The organism is Kitasatospora sp. NPDC048715, from assembly GCF_043198905.1.
GTDB classification, from domain to species: Bacteria; Actinomycetota; Actinomycetes; order Streptomycetales; family Streptomycetaceae; genus Kitasatospora; species Kitasatospora lactacystinica.
The window spans coordinates 389638-414204 of record NZ_JBICVH010000005.1; the positions used below are offsets into that span (position 1 = coordinate 389638).

The following is a 24567-nucleotide window of genomic DNA, read 5'->3' on the forward strand; positions in this document are numbered from 1 at the left end:
GCGGCACAGGCCCCGGGCGCCGAAGCCGGGTTCGGTGCCCGAACGCCCGGCCGGGTCGGCGCGTCGTCGCGGGCCGGGCGGTGGCTGCCGTGCCGGCCCGTGACGACGCGCCGGGCGCCACGCCCTCTCGACGCGGACCGCCGCGGGCGAGCATCCTCGTGTCCCGGTGCGCGGCGTGCGGCCGCGCACCGTCCCCGCGTCGAGTGGAGGAACCCCCGTGGACCCCGTGGAGCGTCTCGTACTGGACCCGACCGGCCGCGCCCGCGATGCCGAGAGCGCCGAGCTGTGCGCGCGCGGAGCGGCCACGCCCGTCGACATCCTGGGCGTGCGGGCCTGGTCGGTGTCCGACCCGGTGCTGCTGGAGGAGCTGACCAAGGACCCGCGCGTCTCCAAGGACGGCGCGCAGCACTGGCCGGACTTCGCCGAGGTGGTGCGGACCTGGCCGCTGGCGATCTGGGTGAGCGCGCACAACATGTTCAACGCGCACGGCGCCGACCACCGGCGGCTGCGCCGGCTGGTGGGCGGCGCCTTCACCGCCCGCCAGGTCGCCACCATGACCGCCCGCGTCGAGGAGCTGACCGACGCACTGCTGGACGGCCTGGCCGCCTGCGCCCCCGGCGAGGTGGTGGACCTGCGCGAGCGCCTGGCCTACCCGCTGCCGATCCAGGTCATCTCCCGGCTGCTGGGCCTGCCCGACGACATCACGGACACCTTCCGGGGCATGGTCGACAAGGTCTTCTCCACCACCTTGTCCGCCGAGGAGTCGGCGGCCACCGTGACCGCGTTCCTGGCCCTGCTGGAGGAGCTGATCGCCGCCAAGCGCCGCGAGCCGGGCGAGGACCTGACCTCGGCGCTGATCGCCGCCCGCGACCACGAGAGCGACGGCGAAGCCCGCGCGCTGAGCGAGGAGGAACTGCGCGACACCGTGCTGCTGATCGTCTCGGCCGGCTACGAGACCACCGTCAACCTGATCGACAACGGCATCACCGACCTGCTCACCCACCCCGAGCAGCTCGCCCTGGTGCGCGCGGGCAAGGCCGGCTGGGACGACGTCGTCGAGGAGGCGCTGCGCCGCAACGCGCCGGTCGCGCACCTGCCGATGCGCTACGCGGTGGAGGACATCGAGCTGCCCGGCGGGGTGACGGTGCGCCGGGGCGAGGCGATCCTCGCCGCCTACGCGGCCGCCGGGCGCCACCCGGTGCGCTACGGCGACAGCGGCGCCGACTTCGACGTCACCCGGCCGGTCAAGGACCACCTCGCCTTCGGGCACGGGGTGCACTTCTGCCTCGGCGCGCCGCTGGCCCGCCTGGAGGGGCGCACCGCGCTGAGCCGGCTGTTCGAGCGCTTCCCCGACCTCGCCCTCGCCCCGGACGCGCGGCTGGAGCCGGTCGACTCGCTGATCTCCAACGGGCACCGGGCGCTGCCGGTGCTGCTCGGCCCGCAGGCGCCGCAGGCGTCCTGACGCTCCGGCGCCCCGGCCGGCCGGCCCGCCACGCGCACCGCCGGCCCTCTCCGGCGCCCGCGCCCCCGCGCCCGCTGCCCTCGCGTGCTCGCCCGGGTGGCGCAGCGGGGCGGGCCGGTACGGGCGGGTCGTGTTAGCAATGGCCGGAGGGGGCGGGGGGTGTCCACGCGGACGCACGCGAAGCACTGGAGACCGGAGACCGTCGTGTCGCACCACCTCAGCGGACCGAACCTGCGCTCACCGGAGGGTGACGCGCGCCTGGATCTGACCGACCTGTTCGCCTTCGCCTCGCCGGAGCCGGGCCGGACGGTGCTGATCATGAACGTGAACCCGGTCGCGCCCAGTGGCGGGCAGGCCTTCCATCCGGAGGCGGTGTACCGGATCGACATCGACACCGACGGCGACCAGCGGGCCGACATCGCGTACAGCTTCACCTTCTCCGAGCCGGTGGGCGGGGCGCAGAGCATGACGGTGCGGCGTACCACCGGCGAGGGGGCGCGCGGGCACGAGGCGAGCGGCGAGGTGCTGGTGTCGCGGGCGCCGGTGAGTTTCACGGGCACTCCGGCGGTGGTGGAGGCGGGGTCGTACCGGGTGAGTGCGGGGCTGCGCAGCGACCCGTTCTTCGCGGACCTGGACGGGATCGTGAAGGACTTCCAGTGGACGGGGGTGGACTGGGGCGCGGACAAGAACGTCTTCGGGATCGTGCTGGAGGCGCCGGACGCGGCGTTCGGCGAGGTGCCGGAGATCGGGGTGTGGGCGCGGGTGAGCGTGCGCAAGGACGGTCGGCTGGTGTCGGTGGACCGGGGTGCGCATCCGTCGCTGACGGCGTACTTCAACGAGGAGGACGTGAAGGACGCGTACAACGCCGGGGAGCCGGTGGACGACTGGGTGACCTACCGTGATCCGTGGACGGCGAAGCTGCAGCACTTCGGCGGGTACACCACGGACGCGGCGCACGCGCAGCTGCGGATCGTGCTGCCGGACGTCCTGCGCTACGACCGGGCCCGCCCGGCCGTCTACCCGAACGGGCGCTCGCTGACCGACGACGTGACCTCGGCGCGGCTGACGATGCTCACCGACGGCAAGGTGTCCGGTGACCACATCGGGCCGCACACCGATCTGCTGCCGGCCTTCCCGTACCTGGGCCACCCGCACTGACCTCGGGGGCCCGCCCTGTGGAGGGTTCCGGCCCGTGGAGGGTTCCGGCCCGTGGAGGGTTCCCGGCCCGTGGGGCAAGCAGGCGCGCCCCTGTCAGATGTCAGGGACCGCTGCGGGCGCCGGATTCCTAGGCTGACGGGCACCGGACGGACGGGTCGTCCGTCCTCGTACCAGCCAAGGGAGAACCACTCATGCGCAGGATCACCCACGCCGTCGCCGCCCTGGCCATGGCCGCCGCCGCGCTGACCACGATGGGGGCCGGCAGTGCCGGCGCCGCCGCCGGCGACTGGGCGGGCTGCCCGTCCGGGGCGGTCTGCATCTACCCGCAGGACCAGGACCCGGCGGTCAGCCCCAGTGCCGTCTACCGGAGCTACGGCGCGCACAACCTGAGCGGCCAGTACGGCAACCACTGGGTGCTCAACAACCAGACCGGCGGCGCGCACGCCCACCTGTGCCGTGCCTCGGGCGGCGGTGACTGCGTCTACGACATCGCGGCGCAGCGCGGCGTGTACTACGACCTGGGTCCGATCAACTCGATCACGCTCGACCGTCCCTGACGTTCCGTCAGGTCAGAGCCGGGGGTGCCCGCCGTCCGAGGGGAGCGGCGGGCATTCCGCTTTCCCGCGCCGCGGGCGCGCCGCCCGTCCGAGGCGTGTTCACGAAGATAACGAATGGTGGTGGATTCCGGGGAGTCTGGTTTTACTTATTGACGTCATGTACGCGCCCAGGTTTAACTCCCCCCACCCCGCCGCGAAGCCGCGGCGATCCCAGGGAGAGGTATCCGATGAACGCCGTACTGCGTCGCGCCCTCGTCTCCACCATGGGCCTCGCGCTGACCCTGTCCATGACCGCCGCGTGCGGGAAGGCCGGCGGCGCCAAGAACGAGGCATCCGCCGCCGGCAACCCCGACGCCATCGGCCTACTGCTGCCCGAGAACGCCTCCTCCGTGCGCTACGAGTCCTTCGACCGGCCGTTCATCGAGGCCAAGGTCAAGTCCCTGTGCGCACAGTGCAAGGTGCTGTACAACAACGCCGAGGGCAGCGCGGCCAAGCAGAAGCAGCAGTTCGACACCCTGCTCACCCAGGGCGTCAAGGTGATCATCCTCGACCCGTACGACGCCGACTCCACCCAGAGCTGGGTCGAGGAGGCCGCCGCCAAGGGCGTCAAGGTCCTCGCCTACGACCGCCTGGCCAGCGGCCCGGTCGCCGCGTACACCTCCTTCGACAACGAGAAGGTCGGCGAACTCCAGGGCCGGGCCCTGCTGGACGCGCTCGGCCCGCAGGCCGCCGAGGCCAACATCGTCATGATCGACGGCGACGAGGCCGACCCGAACTCCGCGCAGTTCAAGTCCGGCGCGCACAAGGCCCTCGACGGGAAGATCAAGAAGGTCGTCTACGAGCAGTCCGGGCAGTGGAACGCCGCCGTCGCCGCGCAGAAGATCTCCGCCGCCGTCACCGAGTTCGGCAAGAACGGCTTCCAGGGCGTCTACTCCGCCAACGACGGCATGGCCGCCGCCATCATCACCCAGCTCAAGGGCGCCGGCATCAACATCCCCGTCGGCGGCCAGGACGCCAGCCTGGACGCCATCCAGCGCGTCGTGAACGGCGACCAGGCGTACACCATCTACAAGGCCTACCGCCCGATCACCGACACCGCCGCCGAACTGGCCGTCGCCCTGCTGCGGGGCAAGGACGTCAAGAGCATCGCCCCCGACAGCGTCGACAGCGCCACCGCCAAGAACATCCCGTCCAAGCTGCTGGACGCCAAGGTCGTCACCAAGGACACCATCGCCACCACCGTGGTGGCCGACGGCATCTACAAGGTCTCCGACATCTGCACCGCCGACTACGCCGCCGCGTGCGCCGCCGCCGGCCTCAAGTAGGCCCCCTCCAGCAGAACCCTCTCCAGCAGGACCCCTTCAGCAGGCCCCTCTCCAGCAGGCCTCGGCTATCAAACCAAGTAGCCGCTCCCCCAAGGTGGTTGTTCCCGTGACAGGCGCACCCGTCCTGCAGCTGCGCTCGGTCTCCAAGCGCTTCGGTGCCGTCCAGGCCCTCACCGACGTCGACCTCACCGTCCACGCCGGCGAGGTGCTCGCCCTCGTCGGCGACAACGGCGCCGGCAAGTCCACCCTCGTCAAGACCATCGCCGGCGTCCACCCCGTGGACGAGGGCACCCTCGCCTGGCACGGCGAGCCGGTGCGCCTGGCCCGCCCCCAGGACGCCACCGCCCTCGGCATCGCGACCGTCTACCAGGACCTCGCGCTGTGCGACAACCTCGACGTCATCGCCAACCTCTTCCTCGGCCACGAGAAACGCCGCCGCGGCCTGCTCGACGAGGTCGCCATGGAACAGCACGCCCGGCGGCTGCTGGACACCCTCTCCATCCGCATCCCCGACGTGCGCACCCCCGTGGCCGCCCTGTCCGGCGGACAGCGCCAGGTGGTGGCCATCGCCCGCGCCCTGGTCGGCGAGCCGGCCCTGGTCGTCCTGGACGAGCCCACCGCGGCCCTCGGCGTCGAACAGACCGCCCAGGTCCTCGACCTGGTGGAGCGGCTGCGCGGGCAGGGCCTGGCGGTCGTGCTGGTCAGCCACAACATGGCCGACGTACGGGCGGTGGCCGACACCGTCGCCGTCCTGCGCCTGGGCCGCAACAACGGCGTCTTCCCGGTGGCCGGCACCACCCAGGAGCAGATCGTCGCCGCGATCACCGGCGCCACCGACAACGCCCACGCCCGCCGGGCCCGCCGCACCGGGCCCACCGAGGAGGCCGGGCACACCGGGCACACCGGGCCCACCGAGGAGGCCGAGGCCGTATGAGCACCCCCGAAGCACCCGCCCCCGCCCCCGCCCCCGCGGCCACGCCGGACCCCAGGCTGCACCGCACCGAACCGGGCTGGGCCGGCCAACTGCGCGCCGCCCGCCGGCGCCTGGCCTCCGGCGAGCTCGGCTCACTGCCGGTCGTCGTCGGCCTCGTCGTGATCGCCGTCGTCTTCCAGTCCGTCACCCACCACTTCCTGCAGGCCGACAACCTCACCAACATCACCCGCTTCATCGCCGGGCCCGGCCTGATCGCGGTCGGTGTCGTCTTCGTGCTGATCCTCGGCGAGATCGACCTCTCCCTCGGCTCGGTCGCCGGCGCCGGCGCCGCCATCGCGGCGGTGCTGACGGTGCGCCAGGGCTGGAGCGAGTGGGTGGCGATCCTCGCCGCCCTCGGCGCGGCCTGCGTCATGGGGCTGCTGCACGGCCTGTTCTTCGCCCGCGTCGGCGTGCCCGCCTTCGTGGTCACCCTCGCCGGGATGCTCGCCTGGAGCGGCCTGCAGGAGTACGTGCTCGGCGACGGCGGCACCGTCAACAACCGCCACGGCGGCGTCGTCGCCGGCCTGGACAGCACCTTCCTCGGCGACGGCGACATCGCCTACGCCTGGGCCCTGGCCGTCCTCGCCCCCGTCCTCTACCTGGCCGCCCGCCTGAACACCGCCCGCCGGCGCCGCGCCGCCGGCCTCACCGCACCCCCCGCCGCCGACAGCGCCGTGCGCGCCGCCGCCCTCGCCGTCCTCACCCTCGCCACCGCCTACACCCTCAACCAGGACCGCGGCCTGCCGCTGTCCCTGGTCGTCCTGCTCGGCGCCGTCCTCGCCACCGACTTCGTGCTGCGCCGCACCCGCTACGGCCGCCAGGTCTTCGCCGTCGGCGGCGGCGTCGAGGCCGCCCGGCGCGCGGGCGTCAACGTCGCCCGGGTACGGATCTCCGTCTTCGTGCTCTCCGCGTTCCTGGCGGGCCTGGGCGGCCTGTTCTACGCCTCCCAGCAGGGCTCCGCCGACAAGCAACTGGGCAGCGGCAACGTCCTGATGAGCGCCATCGCCGCGGCCGTCATCGGCGGCACCAGCCTCTTCGGCGGCCGCGGCAAGACCTGGTCCGCCCTGCTGGGCATCCTCGTCATCCAGTCCATCACCACCGGCCTGGACATGGTCCACGCCGCCCAGGCCATCCAGTACATGATCACCGGCGCGGTGCTGCTGGCCGCCGTCGTCCTCGACTCCCTCACCCGCCGCACCCGCAGCAGCGGCCGCCGGTAGCGCCGCCCGGCCCGGCGGAACCCCGGCCCGGCGCCCCGCGATGCGGCGGGACGCCGGGCCCTTTCGCGCCCCGCCTCCCGCTCCGGCACCGCGAGAGGACCTGCCGGTGTTCGAACTGCTCCCCGGCATCGGGGGCCGACTGCCGGGCGCGGCGGGCACCCTGCGGTTCGGCCTGGACGACCGGACGACCGCCGGGACCCTGGCCAGGCTCGGCCCGCTCCCGCCGCGGCCCGTACCCGACGCGGCCAGGAGCCGCACCGCCCGCTGGGCGGACATCGAAGTGACCGCCAGTACCGAGGAATTGGACGGGGCCGAGGCGCCCTGGCTGAGGCGGTAGCCGCCGAGGCCGAACGCGCCCTCAGCGGCTACCAGTACCTGTGGACCACGGAACGCGACCGGTGGCAGCTCCACGAGAGCGACGGCGGCCATGTGGTCCGGCGCCGGGACGCGCCGTGGACGCACCTGCTGGTCTGCAACGACACCTTGGCGCAGCGGATCACTGCCGAGATGCTCGCCGCTGGCGTGGACGTCGGTCCGGAGCGGTTCTGATCCCTCCCCGGCCCCTGTCGCGGGTCCGGGCCGAGCCGTCGACCGAGCCGTCGACCGGGCCCGTGACGGAGAGCCCGGTGGACGGCCGTCACCGCGGTTGCCGGGTCCCGAGCGCCCGGGCGAGCTGCCTGCCCTGCGCGGGTGTGATGCCGTGGGCGAGCTGCTGGGCGAACCGCGGGCTTCCCGGGACGTCGCACCGCAGGATCCCGGCGACGGCGCGCTCCCGCCCTGCCCGGGGCCGGCCCCATCGCCGGCCCTGCGGTGCGCTCCAGCGAGCGGGTGCCCAGCGAAGGTGCCGCAGGACGAAGGCGGCAAGGTGCGCCGCGTTCTCCGGCGGTGTCCCGACGGCGGCCAGCGCCGCCCGCACCACCTCTGCGGCGTCCGGCGGCAGTTGCGCGTCGCCGAGTATCGGCAGCAGGAGCAGAAGCCGCACCGACGGGTCGTGCACACCGGGCGCGGCGTGGTCGGGCGTGTTCGCGACGTGGATCAGCTCCCGCCAGGACAGGCCCGGTCCCTGCTGGTGTTCCGGCTCCGGGAGGTGGGTGTCGACGGCGGCGAGACGACCTCGCACCCGGCCCCAGTCGGGGTGGACGACCAGGTACTCCGTTCCCCACTCCGTGGGGAGGTCGCAGCTGTACACGTGCACCGCGTGCCCGCCACCGAAGGGCAGGCGCGCCTCCAGCCCCTCCAGCATCGACGTCTCCCACGCGGCGTCGGCCTCGGCGCCACCGGTACCGAACCACCCCGCGACCAGCTCGCGCTCCGTCTCCGCCACCGCGCAATGCCGCGTCAGGTACGCGGCCCACCACTCCGGTCGGGCCGCTGTCCTCCCGCCATGTCCGTCGTCCAGCACCGGACCAGGCTCCCATGCCCCGCCGCGCAGGATCGGTGCCCCGACGGCCAGGTCGCCTTGTCTCTCCCCCCCCGGAGCCGCACCGTTCCTCCACGCCCGCACAGGCAACAGGGCCGGCATCGGACAAGTCGGCATCCCTGCCCACCTCGCGGACCCAGCAGCTGGCGGACCGGCACCCGAGGCGGGGGCGGGCCCGGACCGGTCCGGGCCCGCCCCCGCCTTCCCCGCGTGTCCCGTTCTCCAGCCTTCCCGCGCGTCCTGGCCGCCGCTCTGCGCGCTGGATCTTTAGGCCTGAAAGTCGCTATCCGAAACCGGTGATCAAACCATAGGAATGGCTCCACGGCCTGACCGGCCACCCCCGACCAGAAGGAGCCTCACCCATGATTCGCCTTCGTACCACCTGTATGGCCGTCGCCGCTACCGCCGCGATGCTCGCCCTGGCCGCCGCGCCCGCCCAGGCCGCCCCGGGTGACGTCACGACCTCGTGCGCAAGCGTGGTCACCCCGGCCGGCTTCGTCGACGTGAACTGGGGCTACAGCAGCAGTTGCGGCACGGGGAGCTTCAGCCCGAACATCAAGCAGATCAAGCAGCTCACCGGACTGCCCGTCGGCACCGTGGTCCAGGCCTGCTCCACCACCTACCCGCCCGCGGGCTGGGTCCAGACCAGCTCCTACTACACCAGCAGCTGCGTCGCCTGGTCGAACCCGAGCCTCAACAACAACGCCTGGCAGCTGAAGCGCGTCTCCTGATCCGGCGCCCCCGGCGGCTCCGCTGATCCGCTGATCCGCTGATCCGCTGATCCGCTGATCCGCCCGGACCCTCGGTCGGGTGCCTGACCCGAGGACCTGACCGAGGGCGCCGGGACCGGACGCGCCGGTGCCGACGTGATCAGCGGGCATGCTCGGGGCCGATCGAAGACCGTGCAGTTGTTGAGGCGCCAGTTGTCGCTGCACCCCGGCTCCGGTGAGCAAGTCCCTTCTCCGAGCGCTCGGATCGCGCGGTCGAGCAACCCCGTCGGCACGACCGCAATGCGGGCCGGAGACCGGCTGGACGGGCTGTGGTGCAACGGGGCTTCGCGGGCTGGTACCCGCGCGACGGACGCCCGGTCCGTCCGGGCAAGAACCCCACCCGGCCCAGGGCCAGGATCCTCGCCGCCGACGACGGCAGCCTGCCACCCTCCGCCTCGGCGATCGTCTCCCTGCACGACACGACGGCTCGCTACGTCCGCCGCGGGCACATCATCAGCTGGAAGGGGTTCGCCGCACATGTCACCGGGACGAAACCTCGTTATCGAGACCGCCTTCCAGACCTACCCGGACGAGAACGACATCCCCCGGCCGAAGTCCTGGCGAGCCCTTGGCACCTGAGCCCGACCATCCAAGATCACCGACAGAGCCGAGCTCGGGCGCTGCTCGCGGATGCGCGACGGTGAACGCGCCCGGCTCCTGCCACGCTGCACAGGAAGTCGGCGGGTCCGACTTCCTGTGCGGGGTGGGGGTTCAGATACGGGCCGCTTGGGTGCGGCAGTGGGTGAGGGCGTACTTGATGCGGGTGTCGGGGTTGGGGGTGGTGGTGAGGAGTTCGCCGGCGGTGACGAGGGTGGTCCAGTACAGGGTGGGGTCGCCGGTGCGGGGCACGGGTCGGGCGGCGGCGAGGGAGAGGTAGGCCGCGGTGAGGTTGCCGGTGGTGAACCAGCGGTGCAGGCCGTGCTGGTGGCCGGGTCGGATGCCGCCCATGGCGTCGATGACGAGCAGGAAGAGGTCGACGACGGCGAGTTCGGTGTCGGTGAGGGACTTGGGGACGTCGAAGACGCCGAGGGCTTCGAGGAGTTCGCCGGTGTCGGTCTCGGAACCGGGGCGGGGGTTGGCGAGGAGGGCGTCGTGGCACTCGTCGAGGCGGCGGGTCGTCTCGGCGAGGGGGATGGTGAGGGCGAGGCAGACGGCGCGGGCGGAGGGGACGGGTTTGTGGGTGCGGCGGGCGAGGAGGGCGTAGGTGTCGGCGGGGGTGCGGCCGCGGGAGAGGGCGTGGCCGGCGAGGGTGGTGAGGTGCATAGGGGGTTCGGACTTTCAGGCGGTGACGAGGGCGGGGCCGGGGGCGGGGGCGACGAGGGCCCAGACGTACTTGCCGATGCCGCCGGGGCGGTTGGCGCTACCCCAGCGTTCGGCGAGTTCGTTGACGAGGAGCAGGCCGCGGCCGTGTTCGTCGTCGGGGGTCGGGGTGTGGAGCGTGGGGTGGTCGGTGCCGGCGTCGTGGACTTCCAGCCGCAGACGGGAGCCGGTGACGGTGAAGCGGACCTCGATGTGGCAGTCGTCGGGGGCGTCGGAGTGCTGGACGGCGTTGGCGAAGAGTTCGCCGAGGAGCAACTCGGCGGTGTCGCGGTAGCGCTCGCCGGAAGGCATGCCCGCCAGGTAGGCGCGCAACAGGTACCGCGCCAGGGGCGTGGATTCGGTCCGCGAGTCAAGGCGCGCGACGAAAACGCGGGGCTGGTGGGTTTTGAGCATGGGGGTACCTCGAAGGGGCGGAGTGGGGACATGCGAAAGAAGTGCGGCATCACGCCGCACCTGTCTGATACGGCACCACCCAATGGTTGGCGTTAAGGCTCGATCACACGTACTGAAATCGCCACACCGAGCGAGGCCCGGTCCAAGCCTGGTAGGCGTATTGCACGTGACCACCCCTGACCAACTTGCTTTCCTGTCAACGTAGTTGCTGTAGCAAGTGGCCTGGAGCCGGGAATAGGCAGGCGGCGCACCATTGGTCACGCTCGAATCCTCGGGCAGTCCGACGGGACGTCATACCGCCTTTGCGGGACGTTTGGGACATCTGGCTGGTAGACCTTGAAACGTCCCTAACGTGGAAGGCCAACCGGTGAACAGCCCACTCCGTGACGCAATGACCCGTGCCAACATGACCTCGTCCAAGCTCGCGCGTGTGTGCGGCGTCGACCCCAAGACCGTCGACCGGTGGCTCGCGAACCCCTCGCGCGAGCCCCACGCCCGACACCGCTCAGCGGCCAGCCGGGCCCTCGGCGAGGAGGAAGCCGTGCTCTGGCCATCCGTACAGCAGCTCGTGAAGTCGGGCCCGGACCGGGAGCTGGTGCAGATGTACCCGTACCGGTCCGCAGCACCGGCCACTCTGTGGCGTCATCTGATAAGGGGGGCAACCCGGGAGCTGACATTCGCCGGGTACACCAACTACTTCCTGTGGCTGGAGCATGCGAATTTCGGCAGTCTGCTTCGGCAGAAGCTGGCGGCTGGCGTCAGGGTCCGCTTCATCCTCGGCGTGCCCGGTCACCCGGTCACCCGTCAGCGCGAGTTGGAGGAGGACGTCCCCCTGAGTTTGACGACCCGGATCGAGGTCACCTTGTCCGAGCTTGCCAAGCTGCGTGACACGTCGATCGAGGCTCGACACGAGACCGCACACGTCTCACTCAGCGTGTTCCGTTTCGACGACGACATGATCGTCACGCCGCTCCTGCCGGGTAGGATCGGCCACGATGCCCCAATGATGCACCTCAGGCGGGCCCAGGACGACGGGGTGTTCGATCGCTTCGCCGGTCACATCGAGGATTTGTGGGCGAACGGCCGTGACGTCTGGACGGCCCCGGCAGCAGAGGTGGTGGATCATGCCCAGGCGTGATTACGAGGACGACCCGAACGCCCCGGCCGCCAACTCGCTGGTCCCGGCCGCATCCGTGGTCGTGGTCGACGATGCGGGCCGTGTCCTGCTCCAGCGGCGCAGCGACAACGGGATGTGGGCCCTGCCCGGCGGAAAGATGGACATCGGCGAGTCGCTCGCCGGGTGCGGCATCCGCGAGACGTACGAGGAGACCGGCATCGACGTCGAGATCACCGGGATCGTCGGCACCTACACCGACCCCCGCCACGTCTTCGCCTACGACGACGGCGAGGTCCGCCAGGAGTTCTCCATCTGCCTGCTCGCACGCCCGGTCAGCGGGAAGCTGCGGGTGTCCGACGAGTCCCACGAGGTGGCCTGGTTCACCCCGGCCGAGACGGACGGGCTGCCGATGGTGGCGAGCATCCGCAAACGGCTGGCCGACTGGCGCTCCGGGGCGATCCCCGCGGTGCGCTGACACGGCTGGTGCACGCGGGAGGTCGTGCCGGCGGTGCCGCCGCGGGCGGCCCGCCTGCCGCTGGTTGTTGATCTCCGCGAGATGCTGGCCCTGCCGAACTAGGGACGCCGGGCGAGCAGTTGGAGCAGCCCGGTGACCGCGACGCCTGCCACGATCTCCCGCCGGTCGATCATGTCCTGGATCCGGGAGATCGGGATCCACTCGATCCGGTCGGCCTCATGGGTGTCCGCCGGCGGTGCGACATAGGTGGCGCCGTGGGCAAGGAACACGTGGTGCTCGGCGTTGCTCATGCCGCCGATGGGCTGGGTGTAGGCGAGTGCCTCGACCTCGTCCACCTGCCAGCCGGTTTCCTCGAACACCTCGCGGACCGCTGCGGCCTCGAGGGATTCTCCGTCCTCAACGATGCCGCTGGGGATCTCCCAGCTCCAGGTACCCGTCGCGAAGCGGTGCCGCCACATCATCAGCACCTCGTCCCGATCGTTGATCACTACGACGGCAGCAACCGGTGCGAATCGCACCAGGTGGTGCTCGTACCGGTCCCTTCCGAGCGGCTCGACGTCGACCAGGTCGAGCCGCACCCACGGGCTGGTGTAGACGGGACGGCTGCCGTGGACGGTCCACTCGCTGCTCACTCGTACCTCATGATCTCGGTGGGGCGGGTCGGCGCCATCCTGCCAGAGGTGCCTGCGACGGCGGCACGGCCGACGACCAGTACTGGAAGCGCATGACCGAGCCCGCTCCCGACGGATACGCCGACTCCCCGGCCCTGGTCGGCAACGCTCGGCTCGCTCCGGCGTTGAACTCGGCGATCAGATGCGGAAGTTCCGCCAGCGAGTCGATTCGGAACGTCGCCTGCTCCGCGGCCGGATCGTGCTGCTGGATCCAGCCCCACGGCCCGCGCCGGATCAACGCTGTCCGCATCTCCGCTGCTCGGGCGGGGAGCACGTCGCTGTCGAGCCGGTCACCGACGTAGAGGATCTCGTGCGGCTCGGCGGGTGTCACCTCGGCGACGCGCTCGAAGAAGGCGAGGTCCGGCTTGCTCACGCCCAAGTCGTCAGAGGTGCCGATCAGGTCGACGTCGTCCGTGAACAGTCGGCGAAGGATCGGTCCTGTCGCACGCTCCTGACCCTCCCCAACCGGGCGCTGGTCGGGTCCACGGAGACGCCTCAACGGAGACACCTGGAACAAGATGCCGAGATGGTGGCCCGATGGGTCGATGGATACGATCGACTCCAGGTCAACGCGCTCAGCCAGCCGGACAGTTCGGCCATGATCCGGGAGGAACGGAAGGAACTGGACCATGCATGACCCAACGGGCGCCAAGTGGCGCAAGAGCACCTACAGCAATGGCGGGGGCGGCTGCATCGAAGTGGATGACGCGCACCCGGGCAGGGTCCGTGACTCCAAGGACCCCCAGGGGCCGACTCTGGTCTTCCCATCCGAGGCCTGGGCGTCGTTCGTCGCTGCTGTCCGCAGCGGCGAGTTCGGCGAAGTCTGAACCGCAGGCCCTGGCGTCCTGGCCCGGGACGGTTCCAGGAGCATCGCGACGTGCGGTGAAGAGGCTGCCGGGCGCTCCGTCGGGGCCGCCGGTTCGCAGCCGACTTCCTTCGCTGTCCGGGGACACCGTGAGCAACTGACGCCAGGACTCGTGGTCGAATCCGGCGGCGTTCGACCGCGATGCCCTGAGTGGCTGGAATGGCTGGCGGTCAGGTCGTGAAATCACCACCCGCCGTTCCGAGGATCAGACGCGAGGGGGCGATCGGCGTGTCGAACCCGATCGCCGCGACGACGAAGAACGAGATTCCGATACCGAAGGCCACGGAATGGGGCTGGTCGAGGTTGAACGTGTTCTGACCGTCCAGCCCGGTGCGGTGTTCGCCTTCGCCGGCGAGGTCCTCGAATTGCTGGATGGGCCCTCCGGAGGCGTCCCAGACGTGCACCCGGGTGAGCCGGCCGAATCCGACGTCGGTCTTGAACAGGACGAAGACCCTGACCAGGTTCGTCCGGACGTCGTTGACGATCACCGGCGTCGGTACGGCGATGTGGAACCAGCTGGTCTTCCCGGGTGTGATGTCCACGTCGGAGCCCCACCCGAAGTGTCCGTTGCGGCTGAGGTTCTCGGGATTCTCCACCACCATGGCGTTCCCGTGGACCCAACTCGCCTGCAGCGCCACAATACCCACCTCCTCGGCAGGTTATTCCTTTTCTTGCAGTCTCACACTCCGGAGCCCTGGCTCACAAGAGTCCGGCCCCGCATACTTTCTGCTGTCGCGGGCCCATTACCGATTCGTACAGTAACGGTGAAGGCGGCGGCTCGCCGCATGAGCCCGGACACGCAATTCGCCGAGCCCCGGCCGGGGACGGACGGCCGGCCTGCCATCGCGCTAACGCTCTTTCCGGCGATGACCGGCTGTGCGCACTTCCCGCGATGCGGGTACGCGCTCGCCGACGACATCGAGGACGTCCACGCCGCGCGGGAAGTCGGCCGGGCCGACTTCCCGCGCACGACCGGCGGGGCGGCGGGGTGGTGGGTCAGGCCGGGTGGACGAGGCGGCTTTCGTGGGCGAGGACCACGGCCTGGATCCGGTCGCGGAGTTCGAGTTTCTGCAGGATGCGCCCCAGGTGGGACTTCACGGTCGCCTCCGCGAGGTACAGGGTGGCCGCGATCTCCGCGTTGGACAGGCCGCGGCCCACCTGGACGAGCACCTCGCGTTCGCGGGCGCTGAGCCGGCCCAGCCGCTCGTCGTGCTCGGGGTTGCGGCCGTCGGGGATGTGCGGGCGGAGGTTCTCCAGCAGGCGGCGGGTGATCCGCGGGGAGATCACCGCGTCGCCCGCGGCGACGTTGCGGATCGCGGTGAGCAGTTCCTCGGGCCGGGCGTTCTTCAGCAGGAAGCCCGAGGCCCCGGCGTTGAGTCCGGCGAAGGCGTACTCGTCCAGGTCGAAGGTGGTGAGGATGAGCACCCTGCTGTGCGGGGAGGCCGCGACGACCTGCCGGGTCGCCTCGATCCCGTCGGTCCCGGGCATCCGGACGTCCATGAGGACGACGTCGGGGCGCAGTTCCCGGGCGAGGCGTACGGCCTGGGCGCCGTCGGCGGCCTCGCCGACCGGTGCCATGTCGGGCTGGGCCTCCAGGACGGTGGCGAAGGCCATGCGGAGCAGCGCTTCGTCGTCGGCGATCAGGATGCGGATCGTCATGCGGGCGCCGCTTCGCCGCTGTCGAGCAGCAGGCGGGTGTGGACTCCCCAGCCGCCGCCCGGGAGCGGTCCGGCCCGCAGCGTCCCCCCGTAGGCGGCCGAGCGCTCGCGCATGCCGGGGATGCCGTGGCCGGACGGTGCGGCGGTGGCAGTGGCGGGTTGTGGCGGGCGGGGGCCGCTGTCGGTGACGTCCACGGTGACGGCCGCGGTCGAGCAGTGGATGCGGACCGTGGCGCGGGTGCCGGCGGGTGTGTGCTTGAGGGTGTTGGTCAAGGCTTCCTGTACCAGTCGGTAGACGGTGAGTTGGGCGGTGGCGGGGATGTCGGCGTGGCCGCCGTGGACGTCGAGGCGGGTGGGCAGTCCGGCGGCGCACATCTGGTCGGCGAGGGCCTCCAGTTGGGCGATGCCGGGCAGCGGGTGGCGCTGCGCGTCCGGTTCGTCGGCGCGCAGGACGCCCAGCGAGCGCCGCATGTCGGTCAGGGCCTGGCGGCCCGTCTCGGAGATCTGGAGCATCGCGGTGGTGGCCCTGTCGGGCGACCGGTGCTGGGCGTAGACGGCGGCGTCGGTGAGCGCGACCATGACGGACAGGTTGTGGGTGACGATGTCGTGCATCTCCCGGGTGATGCGCGTCCTTTCCTCGGCGACGGCCAGTCGCGCCTGCTGTTCCTGTTCGTGCTCCAGGCGGGCGGCCCGTTCCTCCAGGGCCGCGAGGTAGGCGCGCGTGGTGCGCACGTTCACGCCGAGGACGGCGGCGGCGACGACCATGGCGGTGACCGCGACGAACGGGGTCAGGAACGCGCCTTCCGTCGCCCAGCGCAGGCAGGCCAGCAGGGCGCCCGCCTCCACGAGGGCGCCGGCGACGAGCGTGCCGCGCCGGCCCGAGGTGGCGGCCACCGTGTAGAGGGCCACCAACAGGGCGACGTCGGCGGGCAGTTGGACTCCCGCCAGCCACTGGACGAGGGCCGCGGCCGCCACCGCGGCGAACACCGTGCGCGGGACCCGGCGCCGCCACAGCAGGGGCAGCGCGAGGGCGGCGGTGAGCGCCACGGCCACCGGCAGCTCGTGCGGCGGGCGCGTGGTCGCGGCGTTGAGGAGCAGGAGCGCCGGCAGCAGCGCGTCCCGTACCGCGGGCGGCAGCCGGGAGCCCCAGCGTGCGGCGGCTTTCACCGGTCGCGCCGCTCGTACGCGGGCGAGGTCGGCGTACTGCCTCAGTCGTGGGGCCGTGCCCGCCCACCACGTCCGCACCCTCGCCCGCACAGGCACGGGCGCCCGCACAGGCACCCGGTCCCGGTGGGCGTGGCCGGGTTCCGCGGCCGCCTCGTTCATCGCACGTCCCTGTCGATTCGGCGTCATGGTGGCCCCGGCCGGGGCCACCGCCGCCCCGGCACGGACCGCTGCCCGGTACGCGTACCGCGGCCCTGTTCACGGTAGGCCGCCGGCCCGCGCGGCACATGCGTCCACCGTCTGATCGCGCCGGGCCGGGATACACCCGCAGGAGGAGTCCCGATACCTCCCGTGGTCGCAGTGCGGCCGCCGATCCGGCGTGCTCGACTGCTGCCGCGGTCGTACGGGGATGTTGCGCGGTTTGCGACCCCGGTCGCCCACGGCGGCGACCCGTGATCGATGCGGCGGCGCACGCCCGGCGCCGAGCATGGCCGGGTGACCGAGAACATCGCGGGACTGCCCATGTCCCCCCTGGAGATCCTCGCCCTGCTGGGTGCCGTCGCGCTGGTGGCGGCGCGCTGGCTTCCCCCCGCCGCCCGCCCGCGCGTGACGATCGCGGCGGGGGCGCTCCTCGTACCGTCCGCGCTCGCGCTGGCCGTGACGGGGATCCGCTGGCAGCTGCTGCCGGTCCTGGCCGGCGCCGCCCTCGCGGCGCCGTTCGCCCTCGCGCCCCTGCTGCGGCGCCGGCGCCGTACCGGCCGGCCGGCGTGGCGGGCCCGCTGGTGGCTGGCGCTGCCGGGATCGGTGGCCTGCGCCGGCCTGATCGCCACCGGCCCGGTGGCCGCCTGGGCCTTTCCCCTGCCCGTGTTCCCCGAACCGTCGGGCGCCTTCGCGGTCGGCACCCGTGTGCTGCAGTGGACCGACCCGCGCCGCCCCGAGACCTTCACCGCCGATCCGAACGACCTGCGCACCGTCGTGGTCCAGCTCTGGTACCCGGCGCGGAAGAGCCCCGCGGGCACGCGGCGGGCCCAGTACCTGGGACGCACCGAGCGCGAGGCGCGCACCGTCTCCGAGGCCCTCGCCCGCGGCGTCGGCCTGCCGGGCTTCCTGGTCGACGGTGTTCCGCGGGCCCGCAGCCGTTCGGTCTTCGACGCCCCGGTGGCCGGCGGTGGCGAACGGTTCCCGGTCGTGCTGTTCTCCCCCGGGTCGGGCGGGGTGCGCACCCAGAACACCGCCTGGGCGGAGGAACTGGCCAGCCACGGCTACGTGGTCGCCGCCCTCGACCACCCGTACGACTCCGCCGCCGTCGTCCTCGCCGACGGCCGGACGGTCACCACCGAGACCGCCTCCAGCGGCGACCGGGACAAGGACGACGAGCTGGCGGCCGGCTGGACGGCGGTGCGGGCCGCCGACCTCGGCTTCGTCCTCACCCAGCTGGACACCCTGGACCGGGGCGGGATCGCCGACCCCCTGACCGGACGCCTGGACACCGGCCGGGTCGCGGTGAGCGGCCACTCCATGGGCGGCGCCGCCGCCCTGCAGGCGGCCCGGCAGGACCGCCGCTTCGCCGCCGTCCTCGACCTGGACGGCTACCCCCACGGCCCCACCACACCCGCCCTCGACCGGCCGGCGCTCGCACTCACCCAGGCCCTCACCCCGGGAACCGACCCGCGCTACCTGCCCCGCCTCACCGAGGCGCTCGACTCCAGCACCGCGACGAGCTACCGGCTCACCGTCCCCGGCGCCGCACATCTCACCTTCATGGACGGCCCCCTGTACCTGCCGCCCGTGCCCTCGCTCGTCGGCTCCCTGGGCCGCACCGAGAGCCCGCGCGTCGTCGCCGCGGCCACCCTCGCCTTCCTGGACGCCGTTCTGCGGGACCAGCCCGGCGACCCGGCCGGCGCCCTGCGGGCCTACGGCGACCTGAGCGTCCACCGCCCGGGCGGCCATGGGTGAGGCCGGGTGACGGGCGGCCCGGTGACGGCCCGGTGACGGGTGGTTCAGCGCCGGCCCGGTGACGGGTGGTTCAGCGCCGGCCCGGTGACGGGTGGTTCAGCGCCGTACGGGTGAACGAGCCGGGCGGCCCGCTCAGTGCCGGGCGACCGGTTCGGCCGTGAGCGCGCCGAGGAGGCCGAGCGCCTCCTCGGCCCGGCTGCCGGGCGCGGCCGTGTAGACGACCAGCAGGTGGTGCGCAGTGCCGGGGGCACGGAAGGTCTCGTAGTCGAGGGCGACCTCCCCGACGGCCGGATGGTGGAAGCGCTTGCGGCCGTGGCTCTTCTCGTGCACATGGCGCCCGGCCCACAGGGTGCGGAACTCCTGGCTGCCGAGGGAGAGTTCACCGAGCAGGCGGACGAGTTCGGGATCGTGCGGCCGCCGCCCGGCGGCCATCCGCAGGATGCCGACGGTGGTGCGGGCGGCCTCCGCCCAGTCGAGGTGGACCTCGCGCGCGTCCGGGTCGAGGAAGAGCCGGCGGGCCATGTTCCGTTCGCGCGGCGGCAGACGGGGGAAGTCGGCGATCAGCGCGGCGGCCATCCGGTTCCAGGCCAGCACGTCGTTGCGGTCGTTCATGACCAGGGCGGGGGTGTCCGCCATCGCCTCGACCACCCGCCACAGCGCCGGGCGCAGCGCCTCCGAGCGCCCCGCCGCCCGGCCCACCGCCCGCCCCGCCGCCCCGCCCGCCGCCCGGCGCGGCGGGCCGTCCAGGGGCAGGTGGACCCGGCCCGGCGGGAGGCGCTGGCGGCCGGGTTCACCGGGGCCCTGCACGTCCTGGGGGTCGTCCTGGCGGTGCTGTCCGCGGCGGGGGCGGTGCTCACCCACCGGGCTCTGCGGGAGCGGGGCGGGCGGGATTCGAAGGTGCGCCGGGGGTGCGCCGGGGGTGCGCCGGGGGTGAGCCGGGGCGGTGCGCCGGACGGGCCGATGCCCCGTTGACGGCCGTGCCGCGCCCCTCTACAACGGAGCACAGGCCCCGATCCGCAACGGAGCACCGGCCCCGGACAGGCCGGCCCCGCCGCGGGGCACCACCGTCCACCGGGGCGGGCCCGACAGGTCCCGAGAGTTCCTGAGAGTTCCTGAGAGTTCCCGATTTCCCGACAGGTCCCGAGAGTTCCTGAATTCCTGAGTTCCTGAGTTCCTGAGAGCTCGTGAGGAGCAATGCCATGGCTCCAGACGACAGCCGCTGCCCGGTGCTGGACATGACCGCCCGGCGCGTCCACCAGCAGAACGCGGAGCTGCGCGCCGCCGGACCCGCCGTACGGGTCGAACTCCCCGGCGGCATCATCGCCTGGTCCGTGACCCGCAGCTCGGTGATCCGCGCCCTGACCGGCGATCCCCGGATCTCCCGCGACCCGCGCAAGCACTGGCCCGGCCTGGCCTCGGTGCCCGAGGGGTGGCCGATGGGGCCGATCGCGTTCCAGCAGAACTTCTTCAACCTCTACGGCCGCGAACACCGCTCGGCACGACGGCAGATGGCGCCCTCCTTCTCGCCCCGCCGGGTGTCCGGGCTGCGGCCCCGGATCGAGGCGACGACCGCCGCCCTCGTCGGCGCGTTCCGCGGCCTGGGCCCCGGCGAGGCCGTGGACGTCCGCCGGGCCCTGTCGCTCCCGCTGACCATGACGGTGATCTGCGACCTCTTCGGCGTGCCCGCCGACATGCGGCCGCGGATCGGCACGTCGATGGACGCCCTGCTGACGACGACGGCCACGGCCGAGCGGATGACCGCCTCCCGGGCGGCGATCAACGTGGTGCTGACCGACCTGCTGGAACTCAAACGGCGCTCCCCCGGGCCCGACCTCGCCACCGACGTGGCCGCCGTCGACACCGGCGACGGGACGGGCCGCAGCGAGGAGGAGTCCCGCGACATCCTCTTCCTGATGCTGGGCGCCGGGTACGAGACCGCGGTCAACCTCATCACCAGCGCCGTCCAGGCGCTCCTCACCCACCCCGGCCACCTGGCCCGGGTCCGCGAGGGCGGCCTCGGCTGGGGGGACGTCATCGAGGAGACCCTGCGCCACGAGAGCCCGGTGATGCACATCCCGCTGCGCTACCCGCTGGAGGACATCGACCTCGGCGAGGGCGTGGTCGTCCGGCGGGGCGAGCCGATCCTGCTCGGCTTCGGCGCGGCCGGCCGGGACCCGGAGGTCCACCCGCAGCGGCCGGACGACTTCGACCCGACGCGCCCCGACAAGGAGCACCTGTCCTTCGGCCACGGGCCGCACTTCTGCCTGGGCGCGCCGCTGGCCCGCCTGGAGGCCGAAGTGGCCCTGGAGGGGCTCTTCGGCGCCTACCCGGGCGCCGTCCTGGACCCGTCCAGGGCGGCGCCGGCCCGGATGGAGTCCGTCATCATCAACGGCCCGTCCGAGCTCTGGATCGTCCCCACGCCCGCCCCGGCCGCCTGACCTCCGTCGCGAACGCCCGTTGTGTGCGCGGTCGTTGTGACAGGTTCCGTGACAACAACCACTCCCGATGCGTGTTCATCGCAGCGCCCACGTGCGCGATTCACCGTGTTGCCCAACGGCATGCTGCAGTGCCGGCAGCTCTCCTACACCGCCCGCGAGTGCTCTCGGACCTCCTCTCCCGCCCCGACGGATGGCGCGAGGACGGCCGGCACATGGCCGACACCAGCCCCCAGGGACGCGGCGCGATCCGCAAGGCACTGAAGGAGCTGACCGCCTCCGGGTACTACCGGGTCGAGCGGATCCGCAGGCCCGACGGCACGATCGTCACCGAGACCCACGTCTACACACCCCGCAGCTCGGGCCGCCGGGTGCCACCCGTCCGGTTCCCGGCGAAGCGGCCACCGGCCGGCACTGACGCCCTTCCAAAGAACCGAAACCAGGAAACCTCCCTCCCCGAGCGATATGTGATGGAGCATCAGAACTCCGGTGGCAGGTCAGCGGAGGTGCCGGACGAGCAGCTCCGCGAGGCCGAGGCGCGTGAACTCGCACCCCTGGTCGCGCGGTGGCTCGAACGCGGCGCGACCCGCGCCGACCTCGCCCAGGCCCTGCTGCCGGGCCTGCCCACCCCAATGCACTCGGCGCTCGCGGTGCTCCGCCACCGCCTGGAGCGCGCAAGCTGCCACCCGACCGGAGCGCCGTTCGGCCCGCCGCGGCCCGGTACGCCAAGTGCGCCGAGTGCCATGACCCGGTGCCCCGTTCCGGACTCTGCGACCCCTGCGCGGGCCTCGCACCCCGGCAGGTCGAGATCGGCCGCGGCGCGACGGCCGCCCGCACCGGCGCCGCCCACGCCAGGGCGGCCCTGCGGGCCGCGCAGACCGTCGGCGTGAACCCGGACGGCCTGGCCGCCGCCTGACAGCCGGATGCCGCCCCCGGCTTGTTCTTCGGCCTCCGGGTCATCGGCCTTCTGCCACATCGGTCCGAGGTGACTTCGAGCTGCGCGGGACCGTCTCGGCCATGTGCCTGGTAGCCGGTGGCGAACTCTGGTCGGGAGGTCTTGCCGGCCGCACCGTCCCGGTGTGCCGACCAGCAGTCAGGAAGCCGTAGGGGAAGTGCCGTTGGTGCTCAGCAAGGTGAGACCGAGATGGGTCAGCGTGTGAAGGGTTGTTTTCCGCTCCCGGGTCAGCGCGGTCAGTCCGGCCTTGCGCAGGGTGGTGGCGTGCTCGCTGGCGCTGGCCGGCGACAATCCGGCCCGCTGCGCCAGCTGCGTCGTCGTGCAGGCCGGATGGTCGGCTATGACGCACAGCACGATCGCCCTGCTACGGCCGAGGAGCGCGGTCAGCGCCGGCGGTACCGGGGCAGCGCCTCGGCGGGTGTCGGCAGGGGGAGCCCACAGGGCGGCCGCATCGACCGGGTCGTGCAGTGCCTGATAGGCCATGACCACCGTCTCGGCTTCAGGGCTGGCGAACAGCTGGGGCACCGGCCCGCAGAACACCGACGGAGCCAGCACGAACGAGCGGCCCGACAGGTGGAAGTCGGCCTCCGGGTGGACCAGCGGCCGGTAGCCGGGGATCTGAAGCACCGGCGGGTTCCACACGGCCATCGGGCGCAGGCCGTCCAGCAGTGCCCCCACCCCGCCCTGCGCCATGAGCCGGCCGCGTCGCGCCACCTCCCCCCGAAGGTGCTGGTCGATGCGTGGCCAGTAGGGGGCGACCGCGACGCGGTGGCAGTGCCGCAGGGCGACGCCCAGCCGTCGCACCGCCTGCGGGGCGGCGTCCATCGCCTCGGTCAGCCACGGTGCCGGAGGCCCGGCCGTGCGCGGCTTGACGGAGAACTCCGCGCGCAGCCGCGGGGCCGGCACACTGATCAGCCGCTCCACCCCCTCGTCCACACAGCCCACCGCGCCCACCAGGGTGAACAGGTCCACCAGTCCCCCGCAGGCAGCCGGACTGAGGAACCGTGCCGTCTCCCGCCCGTCGGCATCGATCCTCGGACCGGTCCGCGCGCGCCAGCCGTCGAACAGCACCGCACGGTCACGCCACTGCACGGTCCGCAGGCTCAGCTGCGTCTCGGCGAGCGGCCCCAACGCCGTGACCCGTACCTGCGCCAGGTCCTCGGCGGTGAAATGAACCCGTAGCACGACATCCTCCTCATCCGCGCCCACACCTGCGGATGAGCCTTCCGGCCGCACTCGTTTCGGGGCAGGCCGAAACGAGTCGAATCCCGCACCGGTCCGGGTGGACTCTTTCATTCGTGCCCGAGGCACACCGCACATCCACGAAGCGACAGAGGAGAACACACATGCGCGCACGTCTGCTTCTCACCGGCCTGGTTCTGGGCGCCACCGTGCTGGTGGGCGGCGCCGCCACCGCACAGGCGGCCCCCGTGCCCTCCCAGGCCGGCACGTCGTCGGCCGTGGTTCCGGGGTACTGGGAGGTCATGGGCCCCTTCACCAAGTCGATGTGCATCGCCATGAGGGACTCCTACGCCGGCAAGGCCTACTGCACCTCCGCTGGCGCCGACTACTACCTGCACATCTGGGTCCTCTGACCCTCTCCTCGCGGACTGCTCCTGGAGCGGCCTCATCGTGAGTGCGCTGCGCCGCGAAGGCCCGGGGAGTTCGTCGGCGGCGCGTCAGGAAACGGTTCCGGCCCTTCGGTTCGTCCGAAGGGCCGGAGTCGCGCCGGCCCGGGGCGGGCCTGACTACAGGATCACGGGATCTACGGGTTCACGGGGCCGAAGATCGTGGTCGGCCTCGTCTGCTTCGGGGTCTCCAGGCTCTGCAGGCAGAGGGTGTACTTGGTGCTGCTCCGCTTGTAGGTGAAGTAGCCGTCGGCGGTGGGGAACTTCCTGCACGCGGCCTCGCCGTCGTCGGTGTCCTCCTCGCGGCCCACGACGCGGGCCTCGGCCTTGGGGTCGGAGCAGGGCACCACTTCGACGTCGGGGTTCTTGTCGACGAGGCCGGGCAGGGCGGCGGCGATCGGGTTGTTGTTGTGGATGCAGTCGCCGGCCTTGGCGAACTCGGGGTCGCGCTTCGCGACGAGGTAGATCACCGTGATCAGCAGCGCCGGGATGAGCACGCCGAGGATCGTGGGCCGCAGGTACACCGGCTTGCCGGGGTCCATCGGCGGGCGGGGCGCGCCGGGCAGCGGCTCCGCCAGCTTGTCGACCTTCAGGCGCTGCGGGATGTTGATCAGCATGATGATCGGGTTGACGATCATCGAGGGGATGCCCCACCAGCCCTGCCAGAGGCTGTCGGAGGTCATCTCGCGGTGGGTGGCGATGCCGCAGCTGCGGCAGAACGGCCCCCGGGTCTTCAGGTACTTCAGGATGATGATGAGGCCCAGGTGCCCGCGGAAGGTCGCGTCCACGGCCGGGACGGATCCGCAGTGCCGGCAGCTGAGCTGCCCCTCGCCGTAGCCGGGCAGGCCCGGGCCGGGTGCCGGGGCCTCGGAGGCGGGCTCGGTGGGCGCAGCGCTCTCGGGCAGCTCGGCAGACTGAGTGGAAATGGTGAAATCCCCCGTGACGGTCACGAATATGTGCGTCGGGAAACCTACCGCTGCCGGGGAGCCGGGAGGACCGATTTATTCACCGGCCGACGGAAGGTCGCCGAACCGTGATCACAAAC

General features: G+C 72.5%; 26 protein-coding genes. 15 read left to right on the forward strand and 11 right to left on the reverse strand.

The features are described 5' to 3' along the window. The first annotated feature begins 217 nt into the window (after nucleotides 1-217). The 7 genes from ACGFSC_RS12810 (at nucleotide 218) to ACGFSC_RS12840 (ending at nucleotide 7032) form a co-directional block, all read left to right on the forward strand. Nucleotides 218-1462: a cytochrome P450 gene (locus ACGFSC_RS12810; RefSeq protein WP_359912978.1), complete on the forward strand. Its 1245-nt coding sequence runs from the start codon at nucleotides 218-220 to the stop codon at nucleotides 1460-1462. 204 nt (nucleotides 1463-1666) lie between these two features. After that, complete coding sequence (locus ACGFSC_RS12815; protein ID WP_359912975.1) at nucleotides 1667-2620, forward strand: DUF4331 family protein; 954 nt, start codon at nucleotides 1667-1669, stop codon at nucleotides 2618-2620. Between the two features lie 191 nt (nucleotides 2621-2811). Beyond that, entirely contained in the window at nucleotides 2812-3177 is a 366-nt protein-coding gene (locus tag ACGFSC_RS12820) for a hypothetical protein (protein WP_359912972.1), read from the forward strand. Nucleotides 3178-3404: 227 nt separating this feature from the next. Beyond that, nucleotides 3405-4502: a substrate-binding domain-containing protein gene (locus tag ACGFSC_RS12825; RefSeq protein ID WP_359912969.1), complete on the forward strand. Its 1098-nt coding sequence runs from the start codon at nucleotides 3405-3407 to the stop codon at nucleotides 4500-4502. Between the two features lie 106 nt (nucleotides 4503-4608). Continuing rightward, the gene (locus ACGFSC_RS12830; protein ID WP_359912966.1) at nucleotides 4609-5436 is read left to right on the forward strand and encodes an ATP-binding cassette domain-containing protein; all 828 of its coding nucleotides are present in this window, start codon (nucleotides 4609-4611) and stop codon (nucleotides 5434-5436) included. Beyond that, complete coding sequence (locus tag ACGFSC_RS12835; RefSeq protein WP_359912963.1) at nucleotides 5433-6695, forward strand: sugar ABC transporter permease; 1263 nt, start codon at nucleotides 5433-5435, stop codon at nucleotides 6693-6695. Before ACGFSC_RS12830 ends, ACGFSC_RS12835 begins: the two co-directional genes overlap by 4 nt. Nucleotides 6696-6801: 106 nt before the next feature. Then, nucleotides 6802-7032, forward strand: coding sequence for a hypothetical protein (locus tag ACGFSC_RS12840; protein WP_359912960.1), 231 nt, complete (start codon nucleotides 6802-6804; stop codon nucleotides 7030-7032). Nucleotides 7033-7332: 300 nt separating this feature from the next. Here ACGFSC_RS12840 and ACGFSC_RS12845 read toward each other — a convergent pair whose 3' ends face one another. Then, entirely contained in the window at nucleotides 7333-8019 is a 687-nt protein-coding gene (locus tag ACGFSC_RS12845; RefSeq protein ID WP_359912957.1) for a hypothetical protein, read from the reverse strand. A gap of 458 nt (nucleotides 8020-8477) precedes the next feature. Here ACGFSC_RS12845 and ACGFSC_RS12850 point away from each other — a divergent pair, with 458 nt between their 5' ends. After that, on the forward strand, nucleotides 8478-8846 hold the full coding sequence (locus ACGFSC_RS12850) for a hypothetical protein (protein WP_359915459.1): 369 nt from the start codon (nucleotides 8478-8480) through the stop codon (nucleotides 8844-8846). 750 nt (nucleotides 8847-9596) lie between these two features. Here the strand turns inward: ACGFSC_RS12850 and ACGFSC_RS12855 are convergent. Together ACGFSC_RS12855 and ACGFSC_RS12860 are read right to left on the reverse strand one after the other, a co-directional pair. Continuing rightward, nucleotides 9597-10148, reverse strand: a complete 552-nt coding sequence (locus ACGFSC_RS12855) for a hypothetical protein (RefSeq protein WP_359915457.1) — start codon at nucleotides 10146-10148, stop codon at nucleotides 9597-9599. Between the two features lie 15 nt (nucleotides 10149-10163). Next, complete coding sequence (locus ACGFSC_RS12860) at nucleotides 10164-10598, reverse strand: ATP-binding protein (protein WP_359915455.1); 435 nt, start codon at nucleotides 10596-10598, stop codon at nucleotides 10164-10166. Between the two features lie 391 nt (nucleotides 10599-10989). Here ACGFSC_RS12860 and ACGFSC_RS12865 point away from each other — a divergent pair, with 391 nt between their 5' ends. Together ACGFSC_RS12865 and ACGFSC_RS12870 are read left to right on the forward strand one after the other, a co-directional pair. Next, a complete protein-coding gene (locus ACGFSC_RS12865) occupies nucleotides 10990-11736 on the forward strand; it encodes an XRE family transcriptional regulator (RefSeq protein WP_359915454.1) in 747 nt (248 codons plus the stop codon). Beyond that, nucleotides 11723-12190 (forward strand): NUDIX domain-containing protein, encoded by a 468-nt coding sequence (locus tag ACGFSC_RS12870; RefSeq protein ID WP_359915452.1) that lies wholly within the window; start codon nucleotides 11723-11725, stop codon nucleotides 12188-12190. The genes ACGFSC_RS12865 and ACGFSC_RS12870 overlap by 14 nt, the downstream gene beginning before the upstream one ends. Before the next feature lie 98 nt (nucleotides 12191-12288). Here ACGFSC_RS12870 and ACGFSC_RS12875 read toward each other — a convergent pair whose 3' ends face one another. Both ACGFSC_RS12875 and ACGFSC_RS12880 read right to left on the reverse strand, forming a co-directional pair. Then, the gene (locus ACGFSC_RS12875) at nucleotides 12289-12822 is read right to left on the reverse strand and encodes an NUDIX hydrolase (protein WP_359915450.1); all 534 of its coding nucleotides are present in this window, start codon (nucleotides 12820-12822) and stop codon (nucleotides 12289-12291) included. Between the two features lie 7 nt (nucleotides 12823-12829). Next, nucleotides 12830-13492: an HAD family hydrolase gene (locus ACGFSC_RS12880; RefSeq protein ID WP_359915448.1), complete on the reverse strand. Its 663-nt coding sequence runs from the start codon at nucleotides 13490-13492 to the stop codon at nucleotides 12830-12832. Here ACGFSC_RS12880 and ACGFSC_RS12885 point away from each other — a divergent pair. Continuing rightward, a complete protein-coding gene (locus ACGFSC_RS12885) occupies nucleotides 13491-13688 on the forward strand; it encodes a DUF397 domain-containing protein (RefSeq protein ID WP_359915447.1) in 198 nt (65 codons plus the stop codon). The genes ACGFSC_RS12880 and ACGFSC_RS12885 overlap by 2 nt on opposite strands. A 208-nt stretch (nucleotides 13689-13896) precedes the next feature. Here ACGFSC_RS12885 and ACGFSC_RS12890 read toward each other — a convergent pair whose 3' ends face one another. From ACGFSC_RS12890 to ACGFSC_RS12900, 3 genes are all read right to left on the reverse strand, one after another. Next, nucleotides 13897-14364, reverse strand: a complete 468-nt coding sequence (locus ACGFSC_RS12890; protein ID WP_359915445.1) for a DUF6623 family protein — start codon at nucleotides 14362-14364, stop codon at nucleotides 13897-13899. A 358-nt stretch (nucleotides 14365-14722) separates the two neighbouring features. Continuing rightward, nucleotides 14723-15385, reverse strand: a complete 663-nt coding sequence (locus ACGFSC_RS12895) for a response regulator transcription factor (RefSeq protein WP_359906477.1) — start codon at nucleotides 15383-15385, stop codon at nucleotides 14723-14725. Next, complete coding sequence (locus ACGFSC_RS12900) at nucleotides 15382-16551, reverse strand: histidine kinase (protein WP_359906474.1); 1170 nt, start codon at nucleotides 16549-16551, stop codon at nucleotides 15382-15384. Before ACGFSC_RS12900 ends, ACGFSC_RS12895 begins: the two co-directional genes overlap by 4 nt. A 456-nt stretch (nucleotides 16552-17007) precedes the next feature. On the opposite strand from ACGFSC_RS12900, the gene ACGFSC_RS12905 reads away from it, so the two are divergent. Continuing rightward, complete coding sequence (locus ACGFSC_RS12905) at nucleotides 17008-18504, forward strand: hypothetical protein (RefSeq protein ID WP_359906471.1); 1497 nt, start codon at nucleotides 17008-17010, stop codon at nucleotides 18502-18504. Between the two features lie 132 nt (nucleotides 18505-18636). On the opposite strand, the gene ACGFSC_RS12910 is transcribed toward ACGFSC_RS12905, so the two are convergent. After that, the gene (locus ACGFSC_RS12910; protein WP_359906468.1) at nucleotides 18637-19365 is read right to left on the reverse strand and encodes a transcriptional regulator; all 729 of its coding nucleotides are present in this window, start codon (nucleotides 19363-19365) and stop codon (nucleotides 18637-18639) included. A gap of 338 nt (nucleotides 19366-19703) precedes the next feature. On the opposite strand from ACGFSC_RS12910, the gene ACGFSC_RS12915 reads away from it, so the two are divergent. Both ACGFSC_RS12915 and ACGFSC_RS12920 read left to right on the forward strand, forming a co-directional pair. Then, nucleotides 19704-20942 (forward strand): cytochrome P450, encoded by a 1239-nt coding sequence (locus tag ACGFSC_RS12915; RefSeq protein WP_359906465.1) that lies wholly within the window; start codon nucleotides 19704-19706, stop codon nucleotides 20940-20942. Nucleotides 20943-21690: 748 nt separating this feature from the next. Further along, nucleotides 21691-21855, forward strand: coding sequence for a hypothetical protein (locus ACGFSC_RS12920; RefSeq protein ID WP_359906462.1), 165 nt, complete (start codon nucleotides 21691-21693; stop codon nucleotides 21853-21855). 177 nt (nucleotides 21856-22032) lie between these two features. Here ACGFSC_RS12920 and ACGFSC_RS12925 read toward each other — a convergent pair whose 3' ends face one another. Beyond that, entirely contained in the window at nucleotides 22033-23103 is a 1071-nt protein-coding gene (locus ACGFSC_RS12925; RefSeq protein ID WP_359906459.1) for a winged helix-turn-helix domain-containing protein, read from the reverse strand. 137 nt (nucleotides 23104-23240) lie between these two features. On the opposite strand from ACGFSC_RS12925, the gene ACGFSC_RS12930 reads away from it, so the two are divergent. Beyond that, entirely contained in the window at nucleotides 23241-23489 is a 249-nt protein-coding gene (locus ACGFSC_RS12930; protein WP_359906456.1) for a hypothetical protein, read from the forward strand. A gap of 170 nt (nucleotides 23490-23659) precedes the next feature. On the opposite strand, the gene ACGFSC_RS12935 is transcribed toward ACGFSC_RS12930, so the two are convergent. After that, nucleotides 23660-24472 carry a hypothetical protein gene (locus tag ACGFSC_RS12935; RefSeq protein WP_359906453.1) on the reverse strand — a complete coding sequence of 271 codons (813 nt, stop codon included), beginning with the start codon at nucleotides 24470-24472 and terminating at the stop codon, nucleotides 23660-23662. Between the last annotated feature and the right edge of the window lie 95 nt (nucleotides 24473-24567).

Coding starts and splice junctions, on each gene's coding strand:
- ACGFSC_RS12820 (WP_359912972.1), top strand. CDS start 2,812: ATGCGCAGGATCACCCACGCCGTCGCCGCCCTGGCCATGGCCGCCGCC.
- ACGFSC_RS12825 (WP_359912969.1), top strand. CDS start 3,405: ATGAACGCCGTACTGCGTCGCGCCCTCGTCTCCACCATGGGCCTCGCG.
- ACGFSC_RS12835 (WP_359912963.1), top strand. CDS start 5,433: ATGAGCACCCCCGAAGCACCCGCCCCCGCCCCCGCCCCCGCGGCCACG.
- ACGFSC_RS12850 (WP_359915459.1), top strand. CDS start 8,478: ATGATTCGCCTTCGTACCACCTGTATGGCCGTCGCCGCTACCGCCGCG.
- ACGFSC_RS12855 (WP_359915457.1), bottom strand. CDS start 10,148: ATGCACCTCACCACCCTCGCCGGCCACGCCCTCTCCCGCGGCCGCACC.
- ACGFSC_RS12860 (WP_359915455.1), bottom strand. CDS start 10,598: ATGCTCAAAACCCACCAGCCCCGCGTTTTCGTCGCGCGCCTTGACTCG.
- ACGFSC_RS12865 (WP_359915454.1), top strand. CDS start 10,990: ATGACCCGTGCCAACATGACCTCGTCCAAGCTCGCGCGTGTGTGCGGC.
- ACGFSC_RS12870 (WP_359915452.1), top strand. CDS start 11,723: ATGCCCAGGCGTGATTACGAGGACGACCCGAACGCCCCGGCCGCCAAC.
- ACGFSC_RS12885 (WP_359915447.1), top strand. CDS start 13,491: ATGCATGACCCAACGGGCGCCAAGTGGCGCAAGAGCACCTACAGCAAT.
- ACGFSC_RS12880 (WP_359915448.1), bottom strand. CDS start 13,492: ATGGTCCAGTTCCTTCCGTTCCTCCCGGATCATGGCCGAACTGTCCGG.
- ACGFSC_RS12895 (WP_359906477.1), bottom strand. CDS start 15,385: ATGACGATCCGCATCCTGATCGCCGACGACGAAGCGCTGCTCCGCATG.
- ACGFSC_RS12905 (WP_359906471.1), top strand. CDS start 17,008: ATGCGGCGGCGCACGCCCGGCGCCGAGCATGGCCGGGTGACCGAGAAC.
- ACGFSC_RS12915 (WP_359906465.1), top strand. CDS start 19,704: ATGGCTCCAGACGACAGCCGCTGCCCGGTGCTGGACATGACCGCCCGG.
- ACGFSC_RS12930 (WP_359906456.1), top strand. CDS start 23,241: ATGCGCGCACGTCTGCTTCTCACCGGCCTGGTTCTGGGCGCCACCGTG.